General features: G+C 69.5%; 27 protein-coding genes. 6 read left to right on the top strand and 21 right to left on the bottom strand.

All coding sequences use genetic code 11. The annotated features are described in order from the left end of the window. Positions 1-118: 118 nt before the first annotated feature. Positions 119-799, top strand: a complete 681-nt coding sequence (locus CLV68_RS25330; RefSeq protein ID WP_121393343.1) for a hypothetical protein — start codon at positions 119-121, stop codon at positions 797-799. 59 nt (positions 800-858) lie between these two features. Continuing rightward, on the top strand, positions 859-1470 hold the full coding sequence (locus CLV68_RS25325) for a hypothetical protein (protein WP_121393342.1): 612 nt from the start codon (positions 859-861) through the stop codon (positions 1468-1470). Positions 1471-1474: 4 nt separating this feature from the next. Here the strand turns inward: CLV68_RS25325 and CLV68_RS25320 are convergent, their stop codons facing one another. After that, a complete protein-coding gene (locus CLV68_RS25320; protein ID WP_121393341.1) occupies positions 1475-1927 on the bottom strand; it encodes a hypothetical protein in 453 nt (150 codons plus the stop codon). 221 nt (positions 1928-2148) lie between these two features. On the opposite strand from CLV68_RS25320, the gene helR reads away from it, so the two are divergent. Further along, on the top strand, positions 2149-4335 hold the full coding sequence (helR, locus tag CLV68_RS25315) for an RNA polymerase recycling motor ATPase HelR (protein WP_211346754.1): 2187 nt from the start codon (positions 2149-2151) through the stop codon (positions 4333-4335). An 87-nt stretch (positions 4336-4422) separates the two neighbouring features. Here helR and CLV68_RS25310 read toward each other — a convergent pair whose 3' ends face one another. The 8 genes from CLV68_RS25310 to CLV68_RS25275 all read right to left on the bottom strand — a co-directional run bounded on the left by CLV68_RS25310 (position 4423) and on the right by CLV68_RS25275 (position 12721). Beyond that, the gene (locus CLV68_RS25310; protein WP_121393339.1) at positions 4423-5157 is read right to left on the bottom strand and encodes a prepilin peptidase; all 735 of its coding nucleotides are present in this window, start codon (positions 5155-5157) and stop codon (positions 4423-4425) included. Between the two features lie 205 nt (positions 5158-5362). Continuing rightward, positions 5363-6208, bottom strand: a complete 846-nt coding sequence (locus CLV68_RS25305) for a shikimate dehydrogenase (RefSeq protein WP_121393338.1) — start codon at positions 6206-6208, stop codon at positions 5363-5365. Further along, complete coding sequence (mltG, locus tag CLV68_RS25300; protein WP_121393337.1) at positions 6195-7382, bottom strand: endolytic transglycosylase MltG; 1188 nt, start codon at positions 7380-7382, stop codon at positions 6195-6197. Before mltG ends, CLV68_RS25305 begins: the two co-directional genes overlap by 14 nt. Then, positions 7379-7873: a Holliday junction resolvase RuvX gene (ruvX, locus tag CLV68_RS25295; protein WP_121393336.1), complete on the bottom strand. Its 495-nt coding sequence runs from the start codon at positions 7871-7873 to the stop codon at positions 7379-7381. Before ruvX ends, mltG begins: the two co-directional genes overlap by 4 nt. Beyond that, positions 7870-10533: an alanine--tRNA ligase gene (gene alaS, locus CLV68_RS25290; RefSeq protein WP_121393335.1), complete on the bottom strand. Its 2664-nt coding sequence runs from the start codon at positions 10531-10533 to the stop codon at positions 7870-7872. The genes ruvX and alaS overlap by 4 nt, the downstream gene beginning before the upstream one ends. A 61-nt stretch (positions 10534-10594) precedes the next feature. Then, positions 10595-10861: a hypothetical protein gene (locus CLV68_RS25285; protein WP_425454876.1), complete on the bottom strand. Its 267-nt coding sequence runs from the start codon at positions 10859-10861 to the stop codon at positions 10595-10597. Further along, on the bottom strand, positions 10858-11277 hold the full coding sequence (locus tag CLV68_RS25280) for a DUF948 domain-containing protein (RefSeq protein ID WP_121393334.1): 420 nt from the start codon (positions 11275-11277) through the stop codon (positions 10858-10860). The genes CLV68_RS25285 and CLV68_RS25280 overlap by 4 nt, the downstream gene beginning before the upstream one ends. Before the next feature lie 100 nt (positions 11278-11377). Next, positions 11378-12721 carry a replication-associated recombination protein A gene (locus tag CLV68_RS25275; RefSeq protein ID WP_121393333.1) on the bottom strand — a complete coding sequence of 448 codons (1344 nt, stop codon included), beginning with the start codon at positions 12719-12721 and terminating at the stop codon, positions 11378-11380. Between the two features lie 318 nt (positions 12722-13039). Between CLV68_RS25275 and CLV68_RS25270 the strand changes: the two genes are divergently transcribed. Then, positions 13040-13387, top strand: a complete 348-nt coding sequence (locus CLV68_RS25270) for a hypothetical protein (RefSeq protein WP_211346753.1) — start codon at positions 13040-13042, stop codon at positions 13385-13387. On the opposite strand, the gene CLV68_RS25265 is transcribed toward CLV68_RS25270, so the two are convergent. From CLV68_RS25265 to CLV68_RS25255, 3 genes are read right to left on the bottom strand one after another with little or no spacing between them, the layout of a single operon-like run. Beyond that, entirely contained in the window at positions 13384-13560 is a 177-nt protein-coding gene (locus tag CLV68_RS25265) for a DUF397 domain-containing protein (RefSeq protein WP_121393332.1), read from the bottom strand. The genes CLV68_RS25270 and CLV68_RS25265 overlap by 4 nt on opposite strands. 9 nt (positions 13561-13569) lie before the next feature. Next, on the bottom strand, positions 13570-13761 hold the full coding sequence (locus tag CLV68_RS25260) for a DUF397 domain-containing protein (RefSeq protein ID WP_121393331.1): 192 nt from the start codon (positions 13759-13761) through the stop codon (positions 13570-13572). Positions 13762-13766: 5 nt separating this feature from the next. Then, complete coding sequence (locus CLV68_RS25255; protein WP_121393330.1) at positions 13767-14630, bottom strand: helix-turn-helix domain-containing protein; 864 nt, start codon at positions 14628-14630, stop codon at positions 13767-13769. 119 nt (positions 14631-14749) lie between these two features. Here CLV68_RS25255 and CLV68_RS25250 point away from each other — a divergent pair, with 119 nt between their 5' ends. Further along, a complete protein-coding gene (locus CLV68_RS25250; protein ID WP_092776353.1) occupies positions 14750-14959 on the top strand; it encodes a hypothetical protein in 210 nt (69 codons plus the stop codon). Between the two features lie 115 nt (positions 14960-15074). Beyond that, positions 15075-15905: a class II glutamine amidotransferase gene (locus CLV68_RS25245; protein ID WP_121393432.1), complete on the top strand. Its 831-nt coding sequence runs from the start codon at positions 15075-15077 to the stop codon at positions 15903-15905. A 3-nt stretch (positions 15906-15908) separates the two neighbouring features. On the opposite strand, the gene CLV68_RS25240 is transcribed toward CLV68_RS25245, so the two are convergent. The 9 genes from CLV68_RS25240 to CLV68_RS25200 form a co-directional block, all read right to left on the bottom strand. Further along, positions 15909-16274, bottom strand: a complete 366-nt coding sequence (locus CLV68_RS25240; RefSeq protein ID WP_246010104.1) for a TetR/AcrR family transcriptional regulator — start codon at positions 16272-16274, stop codon at positions 15909-15911. A gap of 176 nt (positions 16275-16450) precedes the next feature. Continuing rightward, positions 16451-16777 (bottom strand): DMT family transporter, encoded by a 327-nt coding sequence (locus CLV68_RS25235; protein WP_121393430.1) that lies wholly within the window; start codon positions 16775-16777, stop codon positions 16451-16453. Between the two features lie 58 nt (positions 16778-16835). After that, on the bottom strand, positions 16836-17444 hold the full coding sequence (locus tag CLV68_RS25230) for a DUF5701 family protein (RefSeq protein WP_121393329.1): 609 nt from the start codon (positions 17442-17444) through the stop codon (positions 16836-16838). 128 nt (positions 17445-17572) lie between these two features. Further along, positions 17573-18742, bottom strand: coding sequence for a pentapeptide repeat-containing protein (locus CLV68_RS25225; RefSeq protein ID WP_147460155.1), 1170 nt, complete (start codon positions 18740-18742; stop codon positions 17573-17575). Positions 18743-18828: 86 nt separating this feature from the next. Then, the gene (locus tag CLV68_RS25220; RefSeq protein WP_246010092.1) at positions 18829-20151 is read right to left on the bottom strand and encodes an aminotransferase-like domain-containing protein; all 1323 of its coding nucleotides are present in this window, start codon (positions 20149-20151) and stop codon (positions 18829-18831) included. Positions 20152-20193: 42 nt separating this feature from the next. After that, positions 20194-21126: an alpha/beta hydrolase gene (locus CLV68_RS25215; RefSeq protein WP_121393326.1), complete on the bottom strand. Its 933-nt coding sequence runs from the start codon at positions 21124-21126 to the stop codon at positions 20194-20196. 12 nt (positions 21127-21138) lie between these two features. Beyond that, positions 21139-21927, bottom strand: a complete 789-nt coding sequence (gene fabI / locus CLV68_RS25210; RefSeq protein WP_121393325.1) for an enoyl-ACP reductase FabI — start codon at positions 21925-21927, stop codon at positions 21139-21141. Between the two features lie 13 nt (positions 21928-21940). Beyond that, complete coding sequence (locus CLV68_RS25205) at positions 21941-22417, bottom strand: acyl-CoA thioesterase (protein ID WP_121393324.1); 477 nt, start codon at positions 22415-22417, stop codon at positions 21941-21943. A gap of 40 nt (positions 22418-22457) precedes the next feature. Beyond that, positions 22458-24410: an FAD/NAD(P)-binding protein gene (locus CLV68_RS25200; RefSeq protein WP_121393323.1), complete on the bottom strand. Its 1953-nt coding sequence runs from the start codon at positions 24408-24410 to the stop codon at positions 22458-22460. Between the last annotated feature and the right edge of the window lie 56 nt (positions 24411-24466).

Below are 24466 nucleotides of genomic sequence, written 5' to 3'. Positions count from 1 at the left end.
GCTGCCGAAAGGGATTCCGCATTCCTCGAGATTTCCCGGGACCACGACTGTGGGCGCCGAGATCAATTCCGCTCCGACCGCCGGTAACACGGAGGAATGTCGACACGACGCCCCGGGCATGACCGCGTCCGAGGGCGACCCGCGCCCATTCGCACCGTGGGAGGGGTTCGTCCTCGACTCGACCCAGGTGGCGCGGCTGCCCGGTGACGCTCCGATACCGGCGGTCCCCGCAGTGCCTTCGGCGCCCTTGGCGCCTTTGGCCGACGCGGTGCTCTGGGGTGACCCGGTGCCCTCGGGTGCCGTGGTGCGCGAGGACGTGCTCTCCGAGGTGTCCGCAGTCGTCCCGCTGGTCCGCGGAACGCGTCCCCGCCGGTCCCGGCAGGGGCTCGTCGCGGCCACCTTCGTCGCGCTCTGCGCCACCCTCGGCGGCGGCCTCGCCTGGGTGGCGTCGGCGAACGAGCCGCCCCCGGCCCCCACCACGTTCGACGTCCGCGGCACCTTCACCCTCTACGACGACGACTTCGACGCCCACGCCCAGGGCTGCGCGGGCAACGGCGGCTATACCGACATCGCCACCGGCACCACCGTGACGATCTACGACGGCGACCGGGTGCTGGCCGCGGGGGTCCTGGGCAAGGGGCACCTGGGCGACGGCGAGTGCGAGTTCGCGTTCACCGTGCGGGGAGTGCCGATCGGGGTGCGCACCCTGGGTGTCGAGGTGTCGCACCGGGGCAAGATCACGTTCTCCGAGCAGGACGCCCGCACCGGCAACGTCCACCTGGAACTCGGCAACTCCTGAGTGGCACCTGACACGCCGACGTCCGGTAACGACCGGAACCCGGGCCGCGAATCCCCAGCGTGACCACGCTCGCCCACCGCACCGCGCCGTTCGCCGACCTCGACCCCCGGCTGCTCGCGGCCCTGATCGGCGACCCCGAACTCCAGGCCCGGAGGGTGGCGAAGCAGGCGACCTCCGGCACACCCAACCGCAAGCGGCGGCTCCTCGTGGGCGCCTGCCTCGCCATCGCGGCGGTCATCGGGGGGATCATCGTGTGGGTGTCCACCCTGGAGGACTCCGGGCCGCAAGAACTGCACGCGACGCTTTCGCTGTACAGCAACGAGTTCGCCGAGGGGGACCAGGGCTGCGCGGGCAAGGGCCCGCGCTACGCGGACATCACGGGCGGGGCGCCGGTCACGGTCACCGTGTCCTACCGGGACTCGGTCAAGCGCACCTACACCGGCACGTTGGGGCGCGGGGAGCGGGTCGGCGACGTGACGTGCGACTTCGCCATCACGATCCCGGGCGTCGACCGGCGGGCGGTGGCCGTCGTGTTCCGGGTGGCGGACCGGGAGCCGGTCCACTTCTCCGGGGTCTACGCGGAGAGGGGCGGCGCCGGGCTGGAACTCGACACCGGCGTGTACGGGCCGGACGACGAGGTCGTGGCGAAGCCGGACTACCTCGGGCAGTAGCCGATCACACCACGCGGGGTTCGGTGAAGTCGTCGACCAGGGCGGTGGGCAGGACGAGCCTGGTGGTGCCGGCGGGGCGGAAGGTCTCGGTGCCCATCACGACGGCGGTGACGTCGGGAGCGGCTATGCCCGCGCGGGTCTGGAGTTGGTCGCTATCCTCGCCGATGGCGACCCGCTGCTCGTAGAACCAGCCGACGCCGTGTGCGGGGATCACCGGGTCGACGACGACGCCACCCGCGGCGGCCGCGGGCCACCATTCGTCGCCCATGCGGTGGAACGCGTGCAGGTCGCACCGGACACCGAGGCCGGTCCAGCGGGCGATCGCGACGACGGCCATGTCCCGACCGCGCCAGCTGCCGACACCGCGCCAGTCGACGTCGTGCTCGGAGGGCCAGGCGGAAGCGGGGTCCGCGTCGCTGTTCAGCACCGCGCGGGCGACGGTCTCGTCGTTGCTCATGCTTCGCGGTTCCTCATGCTTCGCGATCTATCACGCTGAGTCATCCCCCGTGGTGCGGCGTCCCGTGGCGCGTGGTCCGCCGGGGCCGTGGAGACTGGGGCGGGCACGGGGAGCCGCCACCCGGCTTGACACCCGGGGGACAATAAAAAATTAGCGCGTTCTCCGGGAAATGAAGGAGAACACGCTGGATCTGCACTCAGCTTAAGCACTGTGAGGGGCCTGTGTCAACTCAGGGGTATGAAGAGGAATTGCGGTCCGAACGGGGCTACGTGGCGGAGCTGTACACCCGGCTCGACGCCGAGCGGGCTCGGGTGCGGCGGGAGTACACGTCCGCGCTGCGCGGGACCGGGGGCACGCACCTGGAGCGCGACGACCAGGTGCGGGCCTCGGCCAGGGAGATGCGGCGGCTCGACGTCGCGGACACCGGGTTGTGCTTCGGCCGGTTGGACACGCTGTCTGGTGAGAGCTCGTACATCGGCCGGATCGGGTTGTTCGACGAGGAGAACGACTACGAGCCGGTGCTGCTGGACTGGCGGGCACCCGCGTCGCGCGCGTTCTACGTGGCGACGGCCGCGTTCCCAGAGAACATGCGGCGGCGGCGCCAGTTCCACTCGCGCGGCCGGGTGGTGGTCGACTTCACCGACGAGGTGCTCGGCCGCCCGGACGGCGACGCGCGGGGTGACGCGGCGCTGCTCGCGGCGGTCAACGCGCCGCGCGGGCCCGGGATGCGCGACATCGTGGCGACCATCCAGGCCGAGCAGGACGAGATCATCCGGCTCGACCACCCCGGCGTACTGGTGATCGAGGGCGGCCCCGGCACCGGCAAGACCGTGGTGGCGCTGCACCGGGTCGCGTACCTGCTCTACACGCAGCGGGAGCGGATGGAGCGCCACGGCGTGCTCGTGGTCGGCCCGAACCCGGCGTTCCTCAACCACATCAGCCGCGTCCTGCCGTCGCTCGGCGAGTCGGACGTGGTGTTCATGACGACCGGCGACCTGGTGCCCGGTCTGCGGGTCACCGCGGAGGACACGCCGGAGGTGGCGCGGCTCAAGGGCTCGCTGAAGATCCTCGACGTGCTCGCCGCCGCGGTCGCCGAACGCCAGCAGCTGCCCGCGGACCCGGTGCCGATCGAGCTGGGTGGGGTCGCGCTGCGGATCGACGCCGAGACCGCCGAATGGGCCAGGGACGAGGCGCGCGCCAGCGGGCGCCCGCACAACGAGGCCCGCGCGGTGTTCGCCGAGATCATCACGTACGTGCTCACCGAGCGGGCGATCGGCCGGATCAGCAAGGGCTGGTTGAACCGGTCGGACCGCGAGGGCTGGGAGCAGACGCGCGTGGAGCTGCTCAAGGACCTCGCCGACGACGACAAGTTCACCGCCACCCTCGACGACCTGTGGCCGACGCTGACGCCGGAGAGCCTGTTGGGCTCGCTGTTCTCCTCTCCCGACCGCCTGCGCGCGGCAGGCGGCGATCCGGTGCTGGCCCGCGTCGACGGTGACGCGTGGACAGTGTCGGACGTGCCGCTGCTGGACGAGTTGGTGGACCTGCTCGGCCGCGACCAGGCGATCGACCAGGCCGCGGAACGCGAGCGCAAGGCCCAGGCCCAGTACGCGGCGGCCGTCCTGGACAGCATGCACGGCCGCGCGGACTCGATGGACGACGAGGACCACCTGTACGCCACGGACTTGTTGTACGCCGAGGACCTGGCGGAGCGCTTCGAGGAACGCGACACCCGCGAACTCGCCGAACGCGCCGCCGCCGACCGCGACTGGACCTACCGGCACGTGGTGGTCGACGAGGCCCAGGAACTGTCCGAAATGGACTGGCGGGTGCTGATGCGCCGCTGCCCCGGCCGTTCGTTCACCGTCGTCGGCGACCTGGCCCAGCGCCGGACCGAGGCCGGTGCCCGGTCGTGGGGCACGATGCTGGACCCGTACGTACCGGACCGGTGGAAGTACCGGTCGCTGACGGTCAACTACCGCACCCCGGCCGAGATCATGACCGTGGCCGCCGCCGTCCTCGCCGACTTCGCCCCCACCGTCCACCCCCCGGAGTCGGTCCGCGCCTGCGGTGTGGCCCCGTGGTCGCGCCAGGTGACCCCGGACGGACTGGCCGCCGCCATCGACGACTTCATCCGCGACGAGTCCACCCGCGAGGGCACCAGCATCGTCATCGGCCCCCCGGGAATCCCCGGCGTAGTACCCGCCTCGGAAACCAAGGGCCTCGAGTTCGACGCCGTCCTCGTCGTAGAACCCGACCACATCCTGTCCGACGGCCCCCGCGGCGCAGCAGAGCTCTACGTAGCCCTGACCCGCGCGACCCAACGCCTAGGCGTCCTCCACCAAGGCCCACTCCCCCAATCCCTCACCGGTCTGGTCGAACTCCACCCTTCTGGTCACAACGCCTGACCTAGCCCTCCTCTCTCTCCGCGGCAGGTCTGGTCCCACTCCGGGACTGGGCCTGCCGCTCCTGTCTCGCGCTAGCAGTCGACGAGTTCAGCTGACGGATAAGGGGAAGAGCGCGAAGGTGGCGGCTAGCAGACCGGGGGCGAAGGGGATCCTGGCGTGCCAGGCGGGGTGTCGAAGTAGGTGCAGGGACAGGGTTATGGCCGAGGCAAGTAGCGGGGCCAGGATCAGCGACAGGGGGCCGCCAGGGCCCAGGTACAGGCCGAGGATGGGGGCTAGTTTGACGTCGCCCATGCCTAGGGCGCTGGGGTTGAGCGATGTGACGAGGGCGAAGAAGGCGGTCGCGAGGATGGCGCCGGTGAGAGCGTCTTGGAGCAGGGGGTTGGGGGTGGACAGGGCGGCGGGGATAAACAGGGCTACAGCCAGCGGGAAGGCGGGCAGGGTCAAGCGGTTGGGTAGGCGTTGGTGGAGTAGGTCTATGACGGCCAGAGGTACGGATAGTGTTGCCAGGAAAGCGATCGCGGGGAGCCACCACCCAGGGATGATGCCTGCGGACCAAGTAGCGGCAAGGATGGACAAGAGGGCGGCGGTGGGCAGTTCGATCCAGCGGGCGGGGACCGCGTACTCGGGCACCAGCAGGCGAACCGCGGCGCCGATGGCGTAGCCCGCGATGGCGGCCACTGTGGACAGAGCGATCCCGTGGAACAGCGCGGGAAGCGGCAGACACAGCGCGGTGGCGGCGAGCAAGGCGGCCAGCGCGGGAAGGCGTGTCGGCGGCGAGGCCGAAGGCGTGAGGTGGAATGAGAACAGTGACTGGGTTGGCATGAGGAACTCCCTTCGCTTTCCAAGGTAGCGAGGGTGGAGTTCGAGCCGCAGTCACTCAATACGGTGGGGATAGGTTGGTTGACGGAATTGACGGGGGTGTGCTGTGGCGTTCTGAGCAGCCCCCGTTTTCCCAGTCTTCCGGGTGGGGAGGGGTGGAGGGAATAGGTAATGCGGGGGTGTGGATGGGTTGGGGCGTTGTGGATAGTCAGATGGGGAGGGGGTGGAGGCCGCCGGTTGCCGCAGAGAGGGCTTGGCGCATGGGGGGACGGGGGGGGGGGTGGCCGGTGAAGTGGGTTACCTGGCCGAAAGCCTGGTGTAGGAGCATGTCCAGGCCGGTGGTGACGGCTCCTCCGGCGGCGGATACCGCGGTGGCCAAGGGGGTTGGCCAGGGGTGGTAGATGACGTCCAGTAGGTGGCGCGCCGGGGCCAGGGTGGGGGCTAGGGGCTCGGTGGCGGCGGGGGGGACGGTGTTCACCAGGACCGCGGCGGATGAAGCGAGTGTGGCGAAGTCTGTGGTGGACCAGAGGGAGACTTCCAGGGGCAAGCCCAGGCGTGCGGCGCAGTCGGTTGCTTCGGTGGCGCGGGAGAGGTCGCGGACTACGACCACGGCGGAAGTGATTCCTAGGTCTACAAAGGCCGCTAGTGCCGCGCAAGCTGTGCCGCCCGCACCTAGTACTACGCCTAGGGAACCGCCGGTGAAGCCAGCCGCGCGGAGGGCGCCGGTAACACCATCGACGTCCGTGCAGTCGGCCAGCCAGCCACCATCAGCGCGAACAAGGGTGTTGGCGGCGCCTACCGCCACAGCGCGCGGGGTAGCTGTTGTGGCGTAAGACAACGCGGCGCGCTTGCCGGGCATCGTTACCGATAGACCTACCCAGTCGTCGTCCAAAGAGGACACCAAGGCGGGCAGGCGTTCTGCATCGCATTCGATGCGGGTGTAGGTCCACGGTAGGCCCAGGGCCTCGAACGCGGCTTCGTGCAGGACTGGGGACAGGGAGTGCGCGACAGGCGAACCGAGGACGGCTGCCCGTCGGATGTCAGTACGCCTCATTGCGCTGGGCTAGGGCGATGTTCGCGTTGTGCTCGTCGAGCGTGTTCGCGAAGCACGACGTGCCGTCCTTCTGGCAGCGGACGAAGAAGATCCAGGTGCCGTCGGCGGGCTTGGCCGCCGCCTCTATGGCCTCACGGCTCACGGCGGCGATAGGAGTCGGGGGGAGGCCGGTGTTGGCGTAGGTGTTGTACGGGCCGGACTTGGCGCGGTCCTCGGGCCTGGTGCGGATCGCGGGGCGGTCGAGGACGTAGTTGACCGTGGAGTCGTACTCGAGCTTCATGGTCTTCGCCAGGCGGTTGTACGTCACGCGCGAGACCTTGGAGAAGTCACCGGCGATGGCCTCGCGCTGGACCAGGGAACCCATGACCAGCAACTGGTACGGGGTGAACCCGGTGGTGTCGGCCAGCGCGGGCATGCCGACGCTCTGCAGCAGCGCGGAGGAGTCGGCGATGAGCTTCTTCCACAACTCCTCGGCGGTCGACCCCGGCCGGACCTCGTACACGTCCGGCATGATCAGGCCCTCCAGCTTGCGCTTGGGCTCTGGCGACTTCGACGCGTCCGGCACGGCCCACTCAGGGACACCGAGCGTGGCAAGATCGGCCGTTTCCACTACCTTGCGCAACTCTTCGACCGGAACACAGGTGCTCTTACCGTTGAGCTGCGCGCATGAAGCCTTCGACAACAGTGAGTACACGCCCGGTGTCACATTGGCGCCGCTGGCCACGTCGTCGAACTGGGTACCGGCCTTGATCTGCAGGTTCCCCACCCGCGACGCCGGGTTGACGATCTTGGCGACCGCGTCCGCGCCGGACACCTTGGTGCGCATGACGTAGTAGCCCGGCTGGATCGAGCGGACCTTCGACTCCGACTCCGCGGCCTCGGTGAAGGCGCGCGAGCTGGCGACGACACCGTCCTCTTTAAGCCGGTTGGCGATGATGCCCGTGCTGTCACCGCTCTTGACCTCGACGACGACGTCAGCCTCACCTGCGCCGGTGAAGTCGTCGTACCCGCCGATGCCGGACAGGATGCGGATCCCGTACCAGACTCCGCCGCCGATGAGCGCCAGGACGATCAGGCCGAACACCGCGAGCTTGACGCGCCTGCGGTCGCGGCGCGGTTTGCGTCTGGCGGTGTCGTCCGCCTCTTCCTCGAAGAAGCCGAGTTCGTCGGTCATGATTCCGCCTCCGCAGATCGTGCGAGCGCCGCCGAGCGGGCGTCGAGCCACGACTGCAGGATCTCCACCGCGGCGGCCTGGTCGACCACCGCCCGCTGTCGCTTGCCCTTGACGCCGCGGTCGCTGAGCATCCTGGTGGCGGCGACGGTGGTCAACCGTTCGTCGGCGAGGCGGACCGGGACCGGGGCGATCCTCGCCGCCAGGGCGAGCGCGTACGCGTGCGCGCTCTCCGCGGCCACGCCGTGCCGCGCGGCGAGCGTCCTCGGCAACCCGACCACCACTTCGACCACCTCGTGCTCGGCGACGAGCTCGGTGAGCCGGTCGAGGTCACTGCCCGACCGCTCGTCGCGGGACAGCGTAACGAGCGGAGAGGCCAGAATGGGAGTCGGATCGCTCACGGCGACGCCGACGCGGACGGAGCCGACGTCCACGGCGAGCCTGCGGCCACGCCCCGGATCGTCGGCCCCGGGCCGATCAGGTCTGGGGTTCACGACCCGCCCAACGCCCTGCGCAGGGCGTTCACCGCCTCGTCGACACCGTTCGCGTTGGTACCGCCACCCTGCGCCATGTCGGGCTTGCCGCCGCCGCGCGCCTCGATCGCGGCGGAGAACGACGGCACGAGCTTGCCCGCAGCGATCCCGGCGTCACGCGCGGTAGAGGTTGTGGCGACGACGAAGCTCACCTTGTCCCCGTCGACGGAGAACAGGGCGACGACGCCGGGGCGCGTGCCGAGCCGGTTGCGCACCTCGGTCGCCAGCGTGCGCAGGTCGTTGCCGCTAACGCCGTTGGGGGCCTTCAACGCGACAAGAGCGGTCCCGTTGATGTCCTCGGCCTTACCGGCGAGGTCGCCCGCGGAGGACAAGAGTTGGCCGGCGCGGAGCTTCTCCAACTCCTTCTCGGCGTTGCGAAGGCGGTCGATCAGAGCCTCTACGCGACCGGGAACCTCGGCGTCAGGCACCTTGAGCATCGCGGCCAGGTTCTGGACAAGAGCCCGTTCCTTGGCCAGGAAGCGCATGGCGTCCATGCCGACGTAAGCCTCCAGGCGCCGACTACCGGAGCCGACCGAAGACTCGCCGAGCAAGGTGATCGGGCCGATCTGCGACGAGTGCTCGACGTGGGTGCCACCGCACAGCTCACGTGACCACGGGCCACCGATCTCGACGACACGCACTGTCTCGTCGTAGGTCTCGCCGAAGAGGGCGACCGCACCGAGGTCCTGCGCGCCGCCCATGTCGGTGTAGACCACGCGAACGGGCAGGTCCTTGCGCACGGCGAGGTTGGAGACCTCTTCGATCTCGCTGCGCGTCTCGGGCGACAGGGCGTTGCCCCAGGCGAAGTCGAGGCGCAGGTAGCCCGGCTTGTTGTAAGAGCCGCTCTGTAGCGCTGTCGGGCCTAGGACCTCACGCAGGGCCGCGTGCACGACGTGCGTACCCGAGTGCCCCTGGCGCGCGCCGATACGCCACTCGGCGTCGACAAGAGCCTCGACGTTCTGGCCTTCGACGATCTCGCCGCTGCGCACGCGCACCTGGTGGACCCAGAGCTTGCGCGCGACCTTCTGGACGTCGAGGACCTCCAGCTCCACCCCAGGGGCGGTGATGGTGCCCGCGTCGCTCTCCTGGCCGCCGGACTCGGCGTACAGAGGGGTGCGGTCGAGCACTACCTCGACGATCTCACCCTCGGACGCACTACGAACCCGGACGCCCTCGCGGACCAAGCCGCGCACGGTGGCCTCAGCGGACAGGTTCTCGTAACCGAGGAACTCGGTGGGCCCCTGCGCCAAGAGGTCGCGGTACACGGTCTGGTCGCCGTGGCCGGTCTTGCGGGACGCGGCGTCGGCCTTCGCGCGGGCGCGCTGCTCGGCCATCAGCTCCCGGAAGCCCGTCTCGTCGACGGTGAGGCCCTTCTCGGCCGCCATCTCCAGGGTCAGGTCGATCGGGAAGCCGTAGGTGTCGTGCAGCTGGAACGCCTTGTCGCCGGGCAGTTGCGCGCGGCCGTCCGCCTTGACCTGCTCGGCGGCAAGGTCGAAGATCTTCGACCCGCTGACGAGGGTGGCGAGGAAGGCTTCCTCTTCCTTGCGCATCACGGACTCGATGCGCGGGAAGTCCTTGGCCAGCTCGGGGTAAGAGGGCGACATGGTGTCGCGCACGACGGCCGCGAACTCACCCAAGACGGGCTCGTTCACGCCGAGCAGCCGGACAGACCTGACGATGCGGCGGAGCAGGCGGCGCAAGACGTAGCCGCGGGCCTCGTTGCCGGGGGTGACGCCATCACCGATCAGCATCATGCCGCTGCGCGCGTGGTCGGCGATGACGCGGAAGCGAACGTCGTCGACAGGGTTACCGGAGCCGTAGCGGCGGCCCGACATCTCCTCGGCCTTGCTGATGACCGGGCGCACCAGATCGGTCTCGTACACGTTCTCGACGCCCTGGAGCAGGGTCGCGACGCGCTCGATGCCCATGCCGGTGTCGATGTTCTTGGTCGGCAGCGACCCGATCGGCTTGTGGCCCTGCTTGGGGCTCAGCTCGCCGCGCTCGTCCTGCATGAAGACGAGGTTCCAGATCTCGAGGTAGCGGTCCTCGTCGGCGACCGGGCCACCGTCACGGCCGTGCTCGGGGCCGCGGTCGTAGTAGATCTCCGAGCAGGGGCCGCCGGGACCGGGCACGCCCATGTCCCAGTAGTTGTCCAGGCCGTCGCGGCGCTGGATGCGCTCCTCGGGCAGCCCGGCGATCTTGCGCCAGAACTCGAGGGCCTCGTCGTCGTCGTTGTAGACAGTCGCCCACAGACGGTCCGGGTCGAACCCGTAGCCGCCGTCGCCGACGCTCTTGGTGATCAGCTCCCAGGCGAACTCGATGGCCCCGGCCTTGAAGTAGTCGCCGAAGGAGAAGTTGCCCGCCATCTGGAAGAACGTGTTGTGCCGGGTGGTCTTGCCGACCTCGTCGATGTCACCGGTGCGCACGCACTTCTGCACGCTGGTGGCGCGCGGCCACGGCGCGGGGGCCTGGCCGAGGAAGTACGGCTTGAACTGGACCATGCCCGCGTTGACGAACAGCAGGTTGGGGTCCTCGAGGATCAGCGACGCGCTCGGCACCTGGGTGTGCCCGTTGCGCTTGAAGTGGTCCAGGAATCGACTGTGGATCTCGTGGGTCTGCACTGGAATGGGTCCTCTAGCTGTCAGGGGTTCGGCGGTCGGTGCGCGGCGAACGGCCTCAGAGTCAGCCGTTCGCCCTACGCGCTCGCGCGCCGGGGGTGACGCCAGAGCGGCGCTCGACGGCGTCGGCCAGCTCATCTTCGCGCTCCACCATGCCCGCGCGCACGTCGGCGCCGAACGCGCCGATAGCGCTAGCGAGCTCGTGCACGGCGTCGCCGAGGTTGCCCGCGATACCCGCGGGGGTGACCGCGTGCGCGGTCTGCTTCACCTTGCGGTTGAGAGCGACACCGGCGGCGATACCGACGCCGAGCCAGAAGACGCGGCGGATCATGACCTGGCTCCCCTGCGACCGGAGCGGCGGCGGCCGGAACGGGAGTGCTTGCCCTCGTCGCCCTTGGCCTTGCGGCGCGCGCGGATGGCCTTGCTGACGCCGTAGGACAGCGCGGCGGCCTTCACCAGCGGACCACCGAGCGTGGCGGTGAACACCGAGGTCAACGCCGAGACGTTGCCGGTGACGGCCTGCGCGTTGGCGGTGATGCCGTCGACCCGCTCGAGCTGGGCGTTGACGTGGTTGAGCGTGGTGTTGGCGCCGGTGAACAGCGGGTCGCTGTTCTGGTGCGCCTTGCGGATGGCGATGGTGGCCTCGTCGAGCGTGCGGCCGAGCTTGGCCAGCACGATGCCCAGCAGCACAACCAGCAGCACGAACGCGCCTGCGGCCACCAGCGCGGCGATCTGCCCTGCTGTCACGAGCCCTCCTCATATGGCCTGACCCCGGAATTCGATCGTCAGGCTACCGTGCCGGTCGCCCCGGCATTGTGTGCGGTCGAGGCGGTGTCGGGCGACCCGTTTACTCGCCGCGGATGACCCGCCGCAGCTTGGGCACGCGGTCCGCGAGGTGCCGTTCCGCGCCGCGCTGCGTGGGCTCGTAGTAGTCGCGGCCGCGTAGGTCGTCCGGTGGGTACTGCTGGGTGAGTACCCCTTCCGGAACGTCGTGGGGGTACCGGTAGCCGGTGGCATTACCGAGCTTCTTCGCGCCCGCGTAGTGGCCGTCACGCAGGTGGGGCGGGACCTGTCCGGTAGCGCCAGAGCGGACGTCGGCGAGCGCGGAGTCGAAGGCGACCATGACGGCGTTGGACTTGGGCGCGGTGGCCAGGTGGATGGTGGCCTGGGCGAGCGCGAGCCGGGCCTCGGGCATGCCGATGAGCTGGACGGCCTGCGAGGCGGCCACGCACACCTGGAGCGCGGTGGGGTCGGCCATGCCGACGTCCTCACTGGCGTGCACGACCAGGCGGCGGGCGATGAACCGGGGGTCCTCCCCTGCCTCGACCATGCGGGCGAGGTAATGCAAGGCGGAGTCGACGTCGGAACCGCGGATGGACTTGATGAACGCGGAGGTGACGTCGTAGTGCTGGTCGCCCTGACGGTCGTACCGCACGGCGGCTTTGTCCACGGTGGCCTCAACCGTGGCGAGGTCGACAGCGCCATCGTTGGCCGCTAGCGCTGAGTCGGCCGCTGCTTCGAGGGCGGTAAGAGCCCTGCGCGCGTCGCCACCGGCTAGACGGACGATGTGGGCCTCTGCGTCGTCGTCGAGGGTGACGGTGGCATTGAGGCCACGCTCGTCAGCGACCGCGCGGCGGACGAGCTGCTGAACGTCCGTGTCGGTAAGAGGCTGGAGTTGGAGCACGAGCGAGCGGGACAAGAGGGGCGACACCACGGAGAAGAACGGGTTCTCGGTGGTAGCGGCAACAAGCAGGACGATGCGGTCCTCGACGGCGCCGAGCAAGGCGTCCTGCTGGGTGCGGGAGAAGCGGTGGACCTCGTCGATGAACAGGACGGTCGACTCACCGGAGTGCGTCAGCCTCTTACGCGCCTCATCGATGACGGCCCGGACTTCCTTGACACCTGCGGATAGCGCTGACAACGCCACGAAGCGCCGACCGATGGCGGAGGACACAAGAGTGGCCAGGGTTGTCTTACCGGTGCCAGGTGGGCCGTAGAGAAGAATCGACGCGGGGGCAGCGCCTTCGACGAGGCGGCGCAAGGGGGCGCCGGGACCGAGGAGATGGTCTTGGCCTAGGACCTCATCGAGGGTGGCGGGCCGCATCCTGACCGCTAGAGGCGTGTTCGCCCGCGCCTTCCGGACAGCGTCAGCAGACGCGGGGGCGCCGAAGAGGTCGAACTCCTGTTCCACAGGAGTCGACGCTACCTGGTGTGGCGGCCGTCCTTGGTGGTGGTGAGGGCGGGGCAGGGCGGGCTGGGAGTAGGCAGGACGCTCCTGAGCTGGGGGAGGTGTCAGCGCGTGGGGCGGGGAGCGGACGATGTCGAGGCATCACCGGGTGGCGCACGGAGATGGGGCGAGTCGTGGGATTCGAGTTCGTGCCAGGCAGGCGGCCAGTCTGGCTCTAGATCGCCGAGTCTGGCGGGGGTGGTGAAGCATGATCACCCAGGTGGGGTGCGGCCGCTGCGGGAGCGATGAGCGCCCACGGACTCGTGCGGGAAGGTCGCCAACGTGGCGCCCGATGTCGGCGGGGTGATTCCGCAGGAGTTCAGCCGCACCGTCAGGGCGATTCAGTGCGGCCAGTCCGTGGACTGGGGGTTTCCCGGCGCGGGTGCGCGGTGGGTCGACACCGCGTTCATGGTGTTGCGGCTGATCGAGGCCGGGCACACGCCGGGCGAGGCCGAGGGGTGGGCCAGAGCCCGGTCCACGTTCGCCGGTGTCGATGAGCGGGGGCTCACGGCGTGGGCGGTTTATGTGGCTGGGCTCTGGACCCACATCGCGGTCAGCAACGGCCAAGGGTCGTCTCGGCGGGCTCGGTTGGCCCGGGACTACGCCCGTTGGCGGCTGGAGCGGGTCTAGGCGTTCTTGGTGGTGGTGAGGAAGGCGGCCCAGGTGGTGGGGTGGAGGGAGAGGGCGCCCGCGGTGCGGTTCTTGGTGTCGCGGACGCCGATGGTGGTGGGGGTCAGGCGGACCTCGACGCAGTTCTCGTTGACTGCGCCGCTACGGCTGCTCTTGAACCAACCGGTGGTCATGGGGACCTCCTAGGCCGTCTTGATGCCGGTAACCAACGCGGTCCAGGTTGCTGGGGTGATGGCAAGGGTGCCAGCGGAACGGTTCTTGGTGTCCCGCACTCGCACGGTGGTGTCGGTCAGCCGCACCTCGACACAGTTCTCAGTGGCAGCGGTACTGCGGCTGCTCTTGAACCAACCTGTGTCCCGGACCTGGGCAACCATGGGAGCTACTCCTTCGCGATGAGCTGGATCAACCGGCGGGACTCTTCGCGGCTCAAGGCCGTCTCCCAAGACCGGTAGAACGCTCGAAGCATAGCCGTGGCTTCAGGATCACCGTCATAGTAAGTTGACGGCCCGAAAACGGGTGATGAGTAGCCGATCGGCGTTCCCCGCTCACCAAAGCCGAAGATGGTCAAACCCGACCCGCGCAACGGGTTGCCATAAGCCCCAGCTTGCAGAACCCGGATATTCAGGTCGGGCAACTTGTCGAGCAGTCCGAGCAGATGTCCCAACTGCTCGCGCATGACCTCGGGTGCGCCCATGTTGGCGCGCAAGGCGTCTTCGGTGACGACGAACCGCAAGATGCGGCGGTCGCCCTCGCTGAGCATCCGGGTTTGGCGGTCCAGGCGATAGACCCACCTGTCTTCGCCTTGCGTGTCACTCTCGGACCACAGCACGCCGTCCGCCTCGGCGAGCAATGCCTGGATGTACCCCTCCGACTGGAGAAGCCCAGGGATGACACCGGTCTCGAAGCAGTTGATTTCGGAAGCACTGGCTTCGAGGTCGGCGAAGCGGCGGTAGGCGTCCGGCAGATTGTCTACGTGGACGCGGCGTTTCTGGCGGCGGCGGGCTTGGGCGCCCAGTTCGAGGACGGTGGTGCGTTCGTCGCCGGTGACGGTGTAGCAATCGAGGAGGGTTCGGAGGTCTTCCTCGCTGGCGGTGGCGGTTCCGTCCTCCAGCTGCACGATGCGGGAGCGGACCTTGCCCACCGCCTCGGCGCCTGCCTGCTGCGTCATGCCGGAGCGTTCCCGCAACCGGCGGAGGACCAGGCCCAGTTGCCTGCGTTCGAATGTAGGCCGCGCGTGGCCCATGGACGTCCCCTTCGGTTCACCCGATCGTGGGTCTTGTCAGTAGCCCGACTGTCGCCCTAACGTTCAGCACGACAGTCGGGCTTATGTCCCGATCACCGTAGAGCAGAAGGTGGCACCCCATGGCACTTTTCACCCAACCGGGCGTCTCTGTCGAGGCTTGGGTCGACCTCGCGCACGACGTCCCGATCAAGCTGGAGGCGGTCGAGGGGAACCAGGCGACCCTGCAGTTCGGGCAGTCCGGCGAGTACACGATGACCATGAGCCAGGCGAACCTGACCCAGTTCGTCGAGCTGGCGACCCGGGCGCTGACCGAGATGGCGGCGAGCTGAGGCGGAAACTATCAGCGACCGCCGGATGGGGTGACGGGAACCCGGGTGGACTCATCCGGCGCGGGCGATGACCTCGGCACGGTCGCGGTGGTGGGCTGGGCGCAAGGAGGTCGGCATGTGTCGATGGATCGCGTACTCCGGCTCGCCCGTGCGGCTGGAGGACCTGCTCTACAAACCCGAGAACTCCCTCATCGTGCAGAGCAAACAGGCCCAGCTCGGCGTGGAGACCACCAACGGCGACGGCTTCGGCATCGGCTGGTACGGCGACCGGGCGACACCGGGGGTGTACCGCGACGTCCAGCCCGCCTGGCAGGACGACAACCTGCGCGAGGTGGCCATCCAAGTCACCTCCCGCAGGGTCTTCGCCCACGTCCGCGCCACCACCGGCACCGCGGTGCAGCGGACCAACTGCCACCCCTTCCGGCACGACCACTGGCTGTGGATGCACAACGGCGCGATCGCGGGCTTCCCGCTGATCAAGCGCGACCTGGTGCTCGCCGTCGACCCCGAGCTCTACCCGGGCATCGAGGGGTCGACCGACTCCGAGGTGTTGTTCTACCTCGCGCTGACCATGGGCCTGGAGCACGACCCACCCGCGGCCATCGCCCAGGCGGTCGGGTTCGTCGAGCAGGTGGGTCAACGCCACGGCATCGCGTACCCGCTCCAGCTCGCGGTCGCGACCACCGACGGCGACACCACCTGGGCGTTCCGCTACTCCAGCGAACGGCGTTCCCGCTCGCTGTTCCACAGCGCCGACATCTCGACGCTGCGCGCGCAGTACCCGGACAACCCGGAGCTGCACGAGCTCTCCGACGACGCACGACTCATCGTCTCCGAACCCCTGGGCGGCCTGCGGGGCGCGTGGCGAGAGGTACCCGAGTCGACGTACCTGACCACGCGCGACGGCATCGAGGAGATCCGCCCGTTCACCCCGGTCGCGCGCTGATCGCTAGCCCGTCGGCGTGCCCAGCAGGTCGCGCAGCGCGGCGGCGATCGCGGCGGGCTCCAGCGGGGTGGCGTTGCTCAGGGCGTCGAGCAGCACGCCGTCGAGGAACACGGCGGCGGCGCGCGCACGGTCTGGCGGGTACCGGAGCGTCAGCACGTCGACGAGAGCGGTGCGCCAGCAGTCGGCGAGCGCGCGCAGCTCGGGGCGGTGGGTGGCGGCCAGGTACAGCTCGGCCTCGACCACCGCGCGCTCGCTGCCGTGGTACGACAGGGACAACGCGACCAGCGCCGACACCGGGTCGTCGGCGCACTTGACCTCGGACGACAGTTCGGCCAGGTCGGCGGTCCACGCCTGGGTGACCTGCTCCAACGCGGCCGTGGTCAGGTCGCCGAGGGTGGCGAAGTAGTAGGTGGTCGAGCCGACGGGGACACCCGCGCGCGCGGCGACAGCCCGGTGGGTGAGGCCCGCGACGCCGAGGGTCGGGATGAGCGCGCAGGCGGCGTCGATGATCTCCTGGCGCCTGGCCCCGGGGTCGCGGCGGCGGTTCAGTGCGCACCGCCGAGGTTGAGGGTGATCACGCCCGCGACCACCAGGACCACGCCGATGACCTTGACCGGGGTGAGCGCCTCGTTGAGGAACAGCGCGCCGACGATCACGATCACCGTGGTGCCGAGTGCGGACCAGATGGCGTACCCGACGCCGATCTCCATCCCGTGCTGCAGGGCCTTGGCGAGCATGAAGAACGCGACCGCGTACCCGGCGAGCACGGTCACGGTCGGCCAGAGCTGCGTGAACCCCTGCGTCGACTTCATCAGGCTGGTCGCGACCACCTCGAAGGTGATCGCCAGGCCCAGGTAGACCCATGCGAGCATGGCCACTCCCCCGTGTTGGACATCTGTACATGTACAACCGTACAGATGTCCAACACGGCTAGGAGCGGGTGCGGCCGGAGGCGAAGCCCAACCAGGTGTGCCGGTTGCCCCACCAGCACCACCCGACCTTGGGGGCGTCCTTGTGACCCCTGCCGTCGCGGCCGATGCCGTTGCTGATCCAGATCGCGGGAGTGCGGGTGTCGAACTTGCCGTCGGCCTTGCGCAACCGCGAGGAGATGGTCATGAAGCACCGCGTGCGCTCTAGAGCCTCCGGCTGGTGCAAGAGCCACTGCACGCCCTCCCCCACCGTGAGAGGCGTACGACCGGCGCCGGTGATCTCGGGCAGGGCGTCCTCGGGGGTCCAGTTGGCCATGTCGTCACCCCGGTCGATATCGGTGACCAGGTAGACCGGCTTGTTCGGAAGTTCCACCGTTGGGGTGAAGTCGTCGAGGTCGGGCATGTCCAGCACGACGAACCCGGGCTTCTCCTTGTGCCGCAGCAGCGGCGCCAGCGCGGAGGTCTTGAGCCGGTCGGGGTGGACGACGAGCAGGGCGTTGTCGACATCGGGGAGGTCGAGGTCGTTCGCGGAAAGCCCGGCCAACTCCGGGATGCCCAACTCGTGGAGGCGCAGGATCTGCTTGTCGAGAGGCGGGAGGGACACAGGCACGCGCAAGCCTCCAGGGGTGTGACAGAGCGAGTCCACCTACAACGCGAAATCCGGGCCACGAGTTCCCCCGCCACCCTAATGGGTCAACATCGACCGGGCGAACCGCGTCCACAGTGGACAATCGGCGCTCAGCCGGGGGTGTCGTCGATGAACCCGCGGATCTCCGGCGGCACCCCGTGGGCGAACCGGGCGTCGGTGAAGTCGGTGAAGGGGGAGGAAGGCCGCCGCGGGTCCGCGCCGCCTGAGCGCAACTGGGCGTCGCGGAAGGTGGGGAGACTGGTGAACGTGGCGGCCTTGAACCGGGCCGACTGGCGGAAAACGGTGTTGTCGAAGGAGACCGCGTCGAACGTGGTCCGGGCGAAGTTGCCGTCGCCGGACCAGGTGGCCTCGTCGAACAGGACGAACTCCTCGAAGACGGCGTCCTCGAACCCGGCACTGACACCGAACGAGGCGGAGCCGAAGTAGGTGAGGCGCTTGAAGGTGGCGCCTGCGAACCAGGCCGTCCCCTTGAAGGCGACCTGGTAGAAGCTGCACGTGCCGGTGAAGGTGGCACGGTCGAAGCGGACGGCGCCCGCGAACACCGTTCCCGCGAAGGTCATGTCGCGGGCGAAGGTGGCCCCGGCGAAGGTGGCCGCACGGACAGCGCAGTGGTCCAGGGAGAAGTCGACGAGGACGGCGCCCGCGAGGTCGAGGTCGATGTCCGGCCAGAACGTGGCCAGGGGGCGCTTGGACGCCGGGTCGCGCTGGAGGTGGCGGTGCAGGATTCGGCTGGCGGTGTTGCGGACCTCGCGCTCCTCCCGCTTGCCCTGGTCGGTGGCCGAAAGCGCGGGCGCCGACCGGTTCTTGCGGAGTCCGCCGACGCGGGTCGCGGGCCTGTTCGTCGGGGGGATCCACGGGCCGCGCAGGTAGGCGCAGATGAGGTTGACGACCGTCTGGCGGTGGGCGGGGTTGTCCTGGGCGATGCGCTCCAGGGCGTACAGCGCGCCGTGGCGGACGGGGGGCTTGTCGGAGCCGAGTTGTTCGATGGCCTTGACGTAGAGGTCGGTGAGGCGCCGCTCGGTCGCGTCGTGCTCGGTGGCCCACTGGCGGCGCAGGGCCAGGACCAGGGTGGTGAGCGCGCCGGTGCCCGCGCCGATGGTGAGCGCGGTGCGGATCATCTCCAGCCTGGCCGCCGAGGTGCTGATGTCCAGCACCCGGCTGAGGACCAGGACCGCGGCGGCGGTGACCAGCACGACCGGGGTCACCACGGCGAGCACCGCTCGACCCGTCCGGCCGGTCTGCCGTCCAGTCTTGTTCACCGGGGAAGCATCCCGAACGCGAGCGGCCGTGTCAGGCATACGACGGCGCCCGTCGTCCCCATGAGGTCGACGGGCGCCGTCACGGGCTAAGCCTGGGCGGAGTCCTTGATGAAGGTGGCCAGGCGGGTCATGCCCTCGCGGATGGTGGCCGGGTCCAGGGCGCTGCACGAGAGGCGGAGCTGGTGGTCGCCCGCGGTGTCGTGGTGGAAGTAGCTCATGGGGGTCCAGAGGACGCCGTAGTCGCCGGCGGCGCGGTGCAGGGCCGCGTCGTTGGCGGGGAAGGGGACCTTGACCACCAGGAAGAAGCCGCCCTCGGGGGCGTTCCAGGAGATGCCGAGGGTCTCGCGGACATCGGCGGGGAAGTGGTGTTCCAGTTCGTCCAGGACGGTCTGGAGGTTGGTGCGGTAGAAGTCGATGGCCTGGGCGTTGGCGTCGCGCAGCTTGCAGTCCGCGAGGACCAGCATGCCGCCGATGGCCGCCTGGCTCAGCGCCGCCGTGTTGACCGTGGTCATGCTCTTGATCTTGGAGAGGCTGTCGGCGAGCAAGCCCACCGTGCCATCGGCAGCGGCGACGGGCTGGTCTGCCAGCACGTAGCCGACACGGGCGCCGGGGAAGCCGGTCTTGGCGAAGGAACCCAGGTAGATGACTCGCTTGGCGCGGTCGAGGGCCTTCAGAGTCGGGCGCGGGTTGCCTTCGCGGAGGAAGAAGCCGTACGGGTTGTCCTCTAGCAGTAAGAGGTCTTCCTGCTCGGCGACGCGCAGCAGCTCCTCGCGGGCCTCGACCGGCATGCTGGAGCCGGACGGGTTGGCGAAGTCCGGCACCAGGTACATCGCACGCGGCCTCTTACCCTGCGCACGCACCTCAGCCGCCGCAGCGGCGACCGCAGCCGGGTCGACGCCATGCGGACCCTCGGGCACCGGGTGGATCGCGATGTCCAGCACGGTGGCGGTACCGGTGATGCCGACGTAGCAAGGGGAACTGACCAGCAGCACGTCGTCCGGACCGGCGAAGAGGGCACGCAGGGTGAGCAGCATGCCCTCCTGGCAACCGACCGTCACCACGACCGACTGCGGCGAGACCTCGATCCCCTCGTCGTTCGAGACGGTGCGGGCGATGAGGTCGTGGATGTGCCCGTTGGTGCGGCCGTACTGGAAGATGTTCGTCCGGACCTGCGCCGGGGTGAACCCGCGGTCGCGCTCCAGGTAGTCGGTGTACGCCTTGAGGTAGTCGAACACCTGGCTGGTCTCGAAGAACCCCTCGTACGGCCGCCCGGGGGCGAACGAGATGGCGTCCGGGAACCGGCCGACCACCTCGTTGAGGAAGTTCATCGACTCCATGCCCGGGTCGGTGACGCTGCCGTGGAGGTCGGCCGCCCGCAGCAGCACCCCCGACATGGTCTCTACTGACACGCCTGCACCCCTCGCTGTCGGGCCACCCACTACGGCATCTGACTACAGGAATTTCCGCAAAAAAGCAGCAGCCTCTTCTTGCGCCCGCTCCCCTGCCGCGAGGTCACCGGCCATGGCGAAGAAGCCGTGCACCATACCGTCGTAGCGGCTCACCTCGGCCGGAACACCAGCCGCGGCCAACTTCGCGGCGTACGCCTCGCCCTGGTCGCGCAGCGGGTCGTACTCGGCGGTGATGACCAACGCAGGCGGTAGCCCGGTGTGGTCTGTCGCGCGCAACGGCGACACACGCGGATCCATGCCCTCGGACGGCGCGTCGGCCAGGTAGTGGCTCCAGTACCAAGCCACGGAACGGTTGTTGAAGAACGCGGGGTCGACGTTCTCGGCCATAGAGCCGGAAGACGCCGTGTAGTCCGTGTTCGGGTACACGAGCAGTTGGGCCTGAAGCCGCGGGCCGCCCCTGTCGCGCGACATGAGTGACACGACCGCGGCGAGGTTACCGCCCGCGCTATCGCCACCGACCGCGATACGGCTGACGTCTGCCCCATAGCGGGAACCGTTGGCAGCGAACCACTCCACCGCGCCGTAGCAGTCCTCAAGCGCGGCCGGGAACCGGTGCTCTGGCGCCAGGCGATACCCCACGGCCACGGTCACGCAACCGACGGCGTTGGTCAGGCGACGGCAGATGGCGTCAGAGGTGTCGATGGTGCCAAGAGTCCAGCCACCGCCGAAGAAGTAGAACAGCACCGGCAGCGGGCCCTCGACATCCGGCCGGTAGACGCGGATCTGGATCTCACCGTCCGGACCGGGGTAAGAGTCGTCGACGACCGACCCCACCTGCTCGGGCGTCCCCCCGGCAGCCTGGATGGAGGCGAGGTCATCGGCGCGGGCCTGGGCCAGCGAGAGGGTGTAGAGCGGCGGCGTGTCCTGCGCGATCTTGCGCTCGCGCATCGCGGCGACCTGCGGGTCCAGTGGCATGTCGGGGTCCTCTCAGGAGCCCATGGCCAGGCCCATGGCGTGCACGCCGCCATCGACCATGAGCACGGAGGCGGTGGTGGCGGGGAGCAGGTCGGAGAACAGCGCGCAGACCGACGTGGCGACCGGGCGCGCGTCGTGCGGGTCCCAGCCGAGCGGGGCGTGGCTGTCCCAGTCGGCCTTGAGCTGGGCGAACCCGGGGATGGACACGGCCGCCTTGGTGCGCAGCGGACCGGAGTTGACCAGGTTGACCCGGATTCCCCGCGGTCCGAGCTCGCGCGCCAGGTACCGGACGACGGCCTCCAGCCCGGCCTTGGCGACACCCATCCAGTTGTAGGTGGGCCAGGCGACCTGCCCGTCGAACCCGAGGCCGACGACCGACGAGCCGGGGCCGAGCAGCGGCAAGCAGGCGGCGGTGAGCGAGTTGAACGAGTACGTCGACACGTGCACCGCGGTCCGCACGTCGTCCCACGGCGCCTGGCTGAACTCGCCGCCGAGGCAGGTGGTCGGGGCGTACGCGATCGCGTGCAGCACGCCGTCGAGGCCGTCGGCGAACGCGTCGTGCGCTCGGACCCGGTCGGCCAGGGTGGCGAGCTGGTCGGCGTCGGTGACGTCGAGCTCGATCACCGGCACGTCCGGGCCGAGCCGCTTGGCCAGCCGCTCGACCAGCGACATCCGGCCGAACCCGGTGAGGATGACCCGCGCCCCCTGCTCGGCGGCGTACCTGGCCACCTCGAAGGCGATCGAGGAGTCGGTGATGACCCCCGTGATCAGCAGTCGTTTGCCGTCGAGCAGTCCTGGCACGGTCCCTCCGCAATCAGCCTGATGACCGGGCCGGGCCCAGGACGGACAGGTGCGCCGCGCGCCACCGGTCGGTCCACGGCTCGGGCCGGAACGTCTTGGGGTTGAGCTTCACGACCGACCGCAGGCCGCTCGCGTGCGTCTGGCCCTGAGGTCCCACGCAGCGGAAGCCGTAGCGCAGGCTGGTGGCGCCCAGGTGGTCGAGCCACAGGTCCACGTCCAGCGGACCGGTGCCCAGGTACGGCAGCTCCAGGTCGACCTCGAAGCGCCGCACCGCGTGGAACTTGTCCGGGTTGTCCTCGATCGACGCCTCCCAGGTGAACCCGTTGGCCTCGAAGAACGCGGCGGTGGCCCGCTCGACGTGCACCGCGTAGCGGGCGTTGTGCAGGATGCCCATCGGGTCCAGCTCGTCGAAGAACACCCGGCCTGCGTGGCGGAAGGTGCCGGGCTCGAGATCGGTCGACGGTCCACTGCGCAGCGGTGTCTCGGTCATGGCACCAATCTAGCACGGTCGTGCGGTTTGTTTCCCGGAATCATCCCGCCGCCACCGCCTCGCGCGCGGCGACGGGCGCCGCGACCGGAGCGGCAAGATCCAGGCAGGCCAAGGAGATCGCGTCCGAGTCACCCAGGGTCACCGAGTTCACCCCGGGCCGGATCCCCGCCGCCGTCACCCAGTGCACGGACTCCGTCGGCACACCGAAGGCGAACCGACGCGGGTGCGCGCGGTCGTCGGCGTCGATGACGCGGTAGGGCCGAGCGGTGACGGCAAGGCCACCGGTCTCGTACTCCCCCACCTTGTGCAAACGGCACTGACCGGTCGCCATCAGCTTGCCCAGCAACGGGTCGGCCGTACGGCGCAGGTCGATCTCTTGCAGCCGCGCCTCGATGAGCACGGTCGCGCGCACCACGGATCCCGGCACCGCGGGCGACTCCAGCACGAAGCCGGGCTCCTCCGGGTCCACGCGCAGGCGCACGTCCGGGCCCATCACGTGCAGCACGCCCGCCTCGATCAACGCGACGGTCTGCTCGATGCGGGCCGCGGGCGGTCCGATCGACAAGAACGCGTTGAGTGGGGTGTAGTGCCCGTCGAGGTGGTCTCGGTGCGAGTGTCCACTGAGGCCGTTGTGGTCGACGATGAGCCGGATCTCGTTGCGCAGGTCGCGCATCACGTCCAACGCCGCCTTGAGCGGGTTGTCCAGGTTGCCCTGCTGGGCGTGGGCCGCGTCGGCGCTGAGGTAGTCGAGCAGCCAGCGCTGGAACGCGTCCTGGTCGGCGAACACCTGACCGCGGAACGGGGTCGCGATGCGCTCCCAGTCCCACCGGTCGCCGGTGGGGATACCGAACTCGTCGAGCAGGAGAGCCTCGGTGGGGTCGCCCCAAGACTTGGTCAGGTAGCGCTCACGGAAGCGGTCCGCCACACACACGCACTCGCGCTGGGCGAGCAACGTGGAGTAGTAGACCGTCTCCGTCTCCTTCGCGATCAACGGCCACAGCTGGGTGCGGAAGTCGATCCCGCGCTGCGCCCGCAGGTCCGCGATGACCTCCGGCGTGATCACCAACGGGTCGTGGCGGCCGGAAGGGCCCTTCTGGTTCTCGCCCCGCGCGTGGTACGGCACACCACGGCGGGAACCGGCGTACAGCTGGGGTTCGCGGCCCGACGCGCGGTAGACCAACCGGCCATCGACGCGCTCGAACCGGCCACCACGCCCCAGGGTGAACAGGGCGAGGTGGTCGAAGAAGTTCAGCCCGAGCCCACGCAACGCGACAGCGGTACCGGGCTGGATCGCCGACAGGTCCACATCGGCCGGGTTCGACGGCAGCACATAGGTCAACCCGTGCTCGGCGGCGTAGGCGGCGAGCCCTTCCTCCGAAGCGCTGGGCCGGACCGGGACGTGCCCTTGCGCCAGGATGACCGCGGCGAGGTCATCCAACCGAGTGCCGTCCTCAAGCAGGACCGTCTGCGGCCCGTCGACGGTGCCGGTGGCGTCCTCAAGGGACACCGCCCGCGAGCGGTGCACCTCCACCCGCACCGTCCCGGGAGCCTGCCGCACGACGCGACGGAACACCCACTTGAGGTAATGCCCGTAGAACGCCCGGGAGGGATAAGAGTCCGGCCCTAGCTCACGAGCCTGGGCCAGGACCTCTTCCGGATAGCCCTCGGAGTTGCCCATCAGGACAAGGAACCGCGCCCACTCATAGAGGCTGGGCCCGACCTCCAGCCGCCCGGCAAGGTCAACGCTGTCGTCGGTGAACATCGACACCTGGGAGGCGACGGTGTTCAACAGCAGCTGACGGTCCTGACTGGTCCGCCACACACCACCGGCACCGGGGTGGTGCGGATCGACCACGTGGACGGTCAGCTCAACCCGCGGGGAATCCCGGGCGTTGGCGCAGATCCGCTCCAGCACCGACAGGCCCCGCGGGCCCATGCCGACGACGCACACGGCGATCCGGCCGGTGCGCGACGGGTCAACACTCGGGGGCATCTCGTTCCTCTCGCCGGAGCGGCTCTGGTGTCACGGCAGGTCCGGAACCGGCCCGT

Source organism: Actinokineospora cianjurensis (assembly GCF_003663795.1).
GTDB classification, from domain to species: Bacteria; Actinomycetota; Actinomycetes; order Mycobacteriales; family Pseudonocardiaceae; genus Actinokineospora; species Actinokineospora terrae.
The sequence above is the reverse complement of the archived record's forward strand: the minus strand, read 5'-3'. Positions and strand labels throughout refer to the sequence as shown.

Coding starts and splice junctions, on each gene's coding strand:
- CLV68_RS25235 (WP_121393430.1), bottom strand. CDS start 16,777: ATGCTCGCATGGGTCTACCTGGGCCTGGCGATCACCTTCGAGGTGGTC.
- mltG (WP_121393337.1), bottom strand. CDS start 7,382: ATGACCGACGAACTCGGCTTCTTCGAGGAAGAGGCGGACGACACCGCC.
- CLV68_RS25320 (WP_121393341.1), bottom strand. CDS start 1,927: ATGAGCAACGACGAGACCGTCGCCCGCGCGGTGCTGAACAGCGACGCG.
- CLV68_RS25255 (WP_121393330.1), bottom strand. CDS start 14,630: ATGGGCCACGCGCGGCCTACATTCGAACGCAGGCAACTGGGCCTGGTC.
- CLV68_RS25205 (WP_121393324.1), bottom strand. CDS start 22,417: ATGACCGAGACACCGCTGCGCAGTGGACCGTCGACCGATCTCGAGCCC.
- CLV68_RS25250 (WP_092776353.1), top strand. CDS start 14,750: ATGGCACTTTTCACCCAACCGGGCGTCTCTGTCGAGGCTTGGGTCGAC.
- CLV68_RS25245 (WP_121393432.1), top strand. CDS start 15,075: ATGTGTCGATGGATCGCGTACTCCGGCTCGCCCGTGCGGCTGGAGGAC.
- CLV68_RS25260 (WP_121393331.1), bottom strand. CDS start 13,761: ATGGTTGCCCAGGTCCGGGACACAGGTTGGTTCAAGAGCAGCCGCAGT.
- CLV68_RS25265 (WP_121393332.1), bottom strand. CDS start 13,560: ATGACCACCGGTTGGTTCAAGAGCAGCCGTAGCGGCGCAGTCAACGAG.
- CLV68_RS25200 (WP_121393323.1), bottom strand. CDS start 24,410: ATGCCCCCGAGTGTTGACCCGTCGCGCACCGGCCGGATCGCCGTGTGC.
- CLV68_RS25310 (WP_121393339.1), bottom strand. CDS start 5,157: ATGCCAACCCAGTCACTGTTCTCATTCCACCTCACGCCTTCGGCCTCG.
- CLV68_RS25215 (WP_121393326.1), bottom strand. CDS start 21,126: ATGCCACTGGACCCGCAGGTCGCCGCGATGCGCGAGCGCAAGATCGCG.
- CLV68_RS25285 (WP_425454876.1), bottom strand. CDS start 10,861: ATGATCCGCCGCGTCTTCTGGCTCGGCGTCGGTATCGCCGCCGGTGTC.
- CLV68_RS25305 (WP_121393338.1), bottom strand. CDS start 6,208: ATGAGGCGTACTGACATCCGACGGGCAGCCGTCCTCGGTTCGCCTGTC.
- CLV68_RS25330 (WP_121393343.1), top strand. CDS start 119: ATGACCGCGTCCGAGGGCGACCCGCGCCCATTCGCACCGTGGGAGGGG.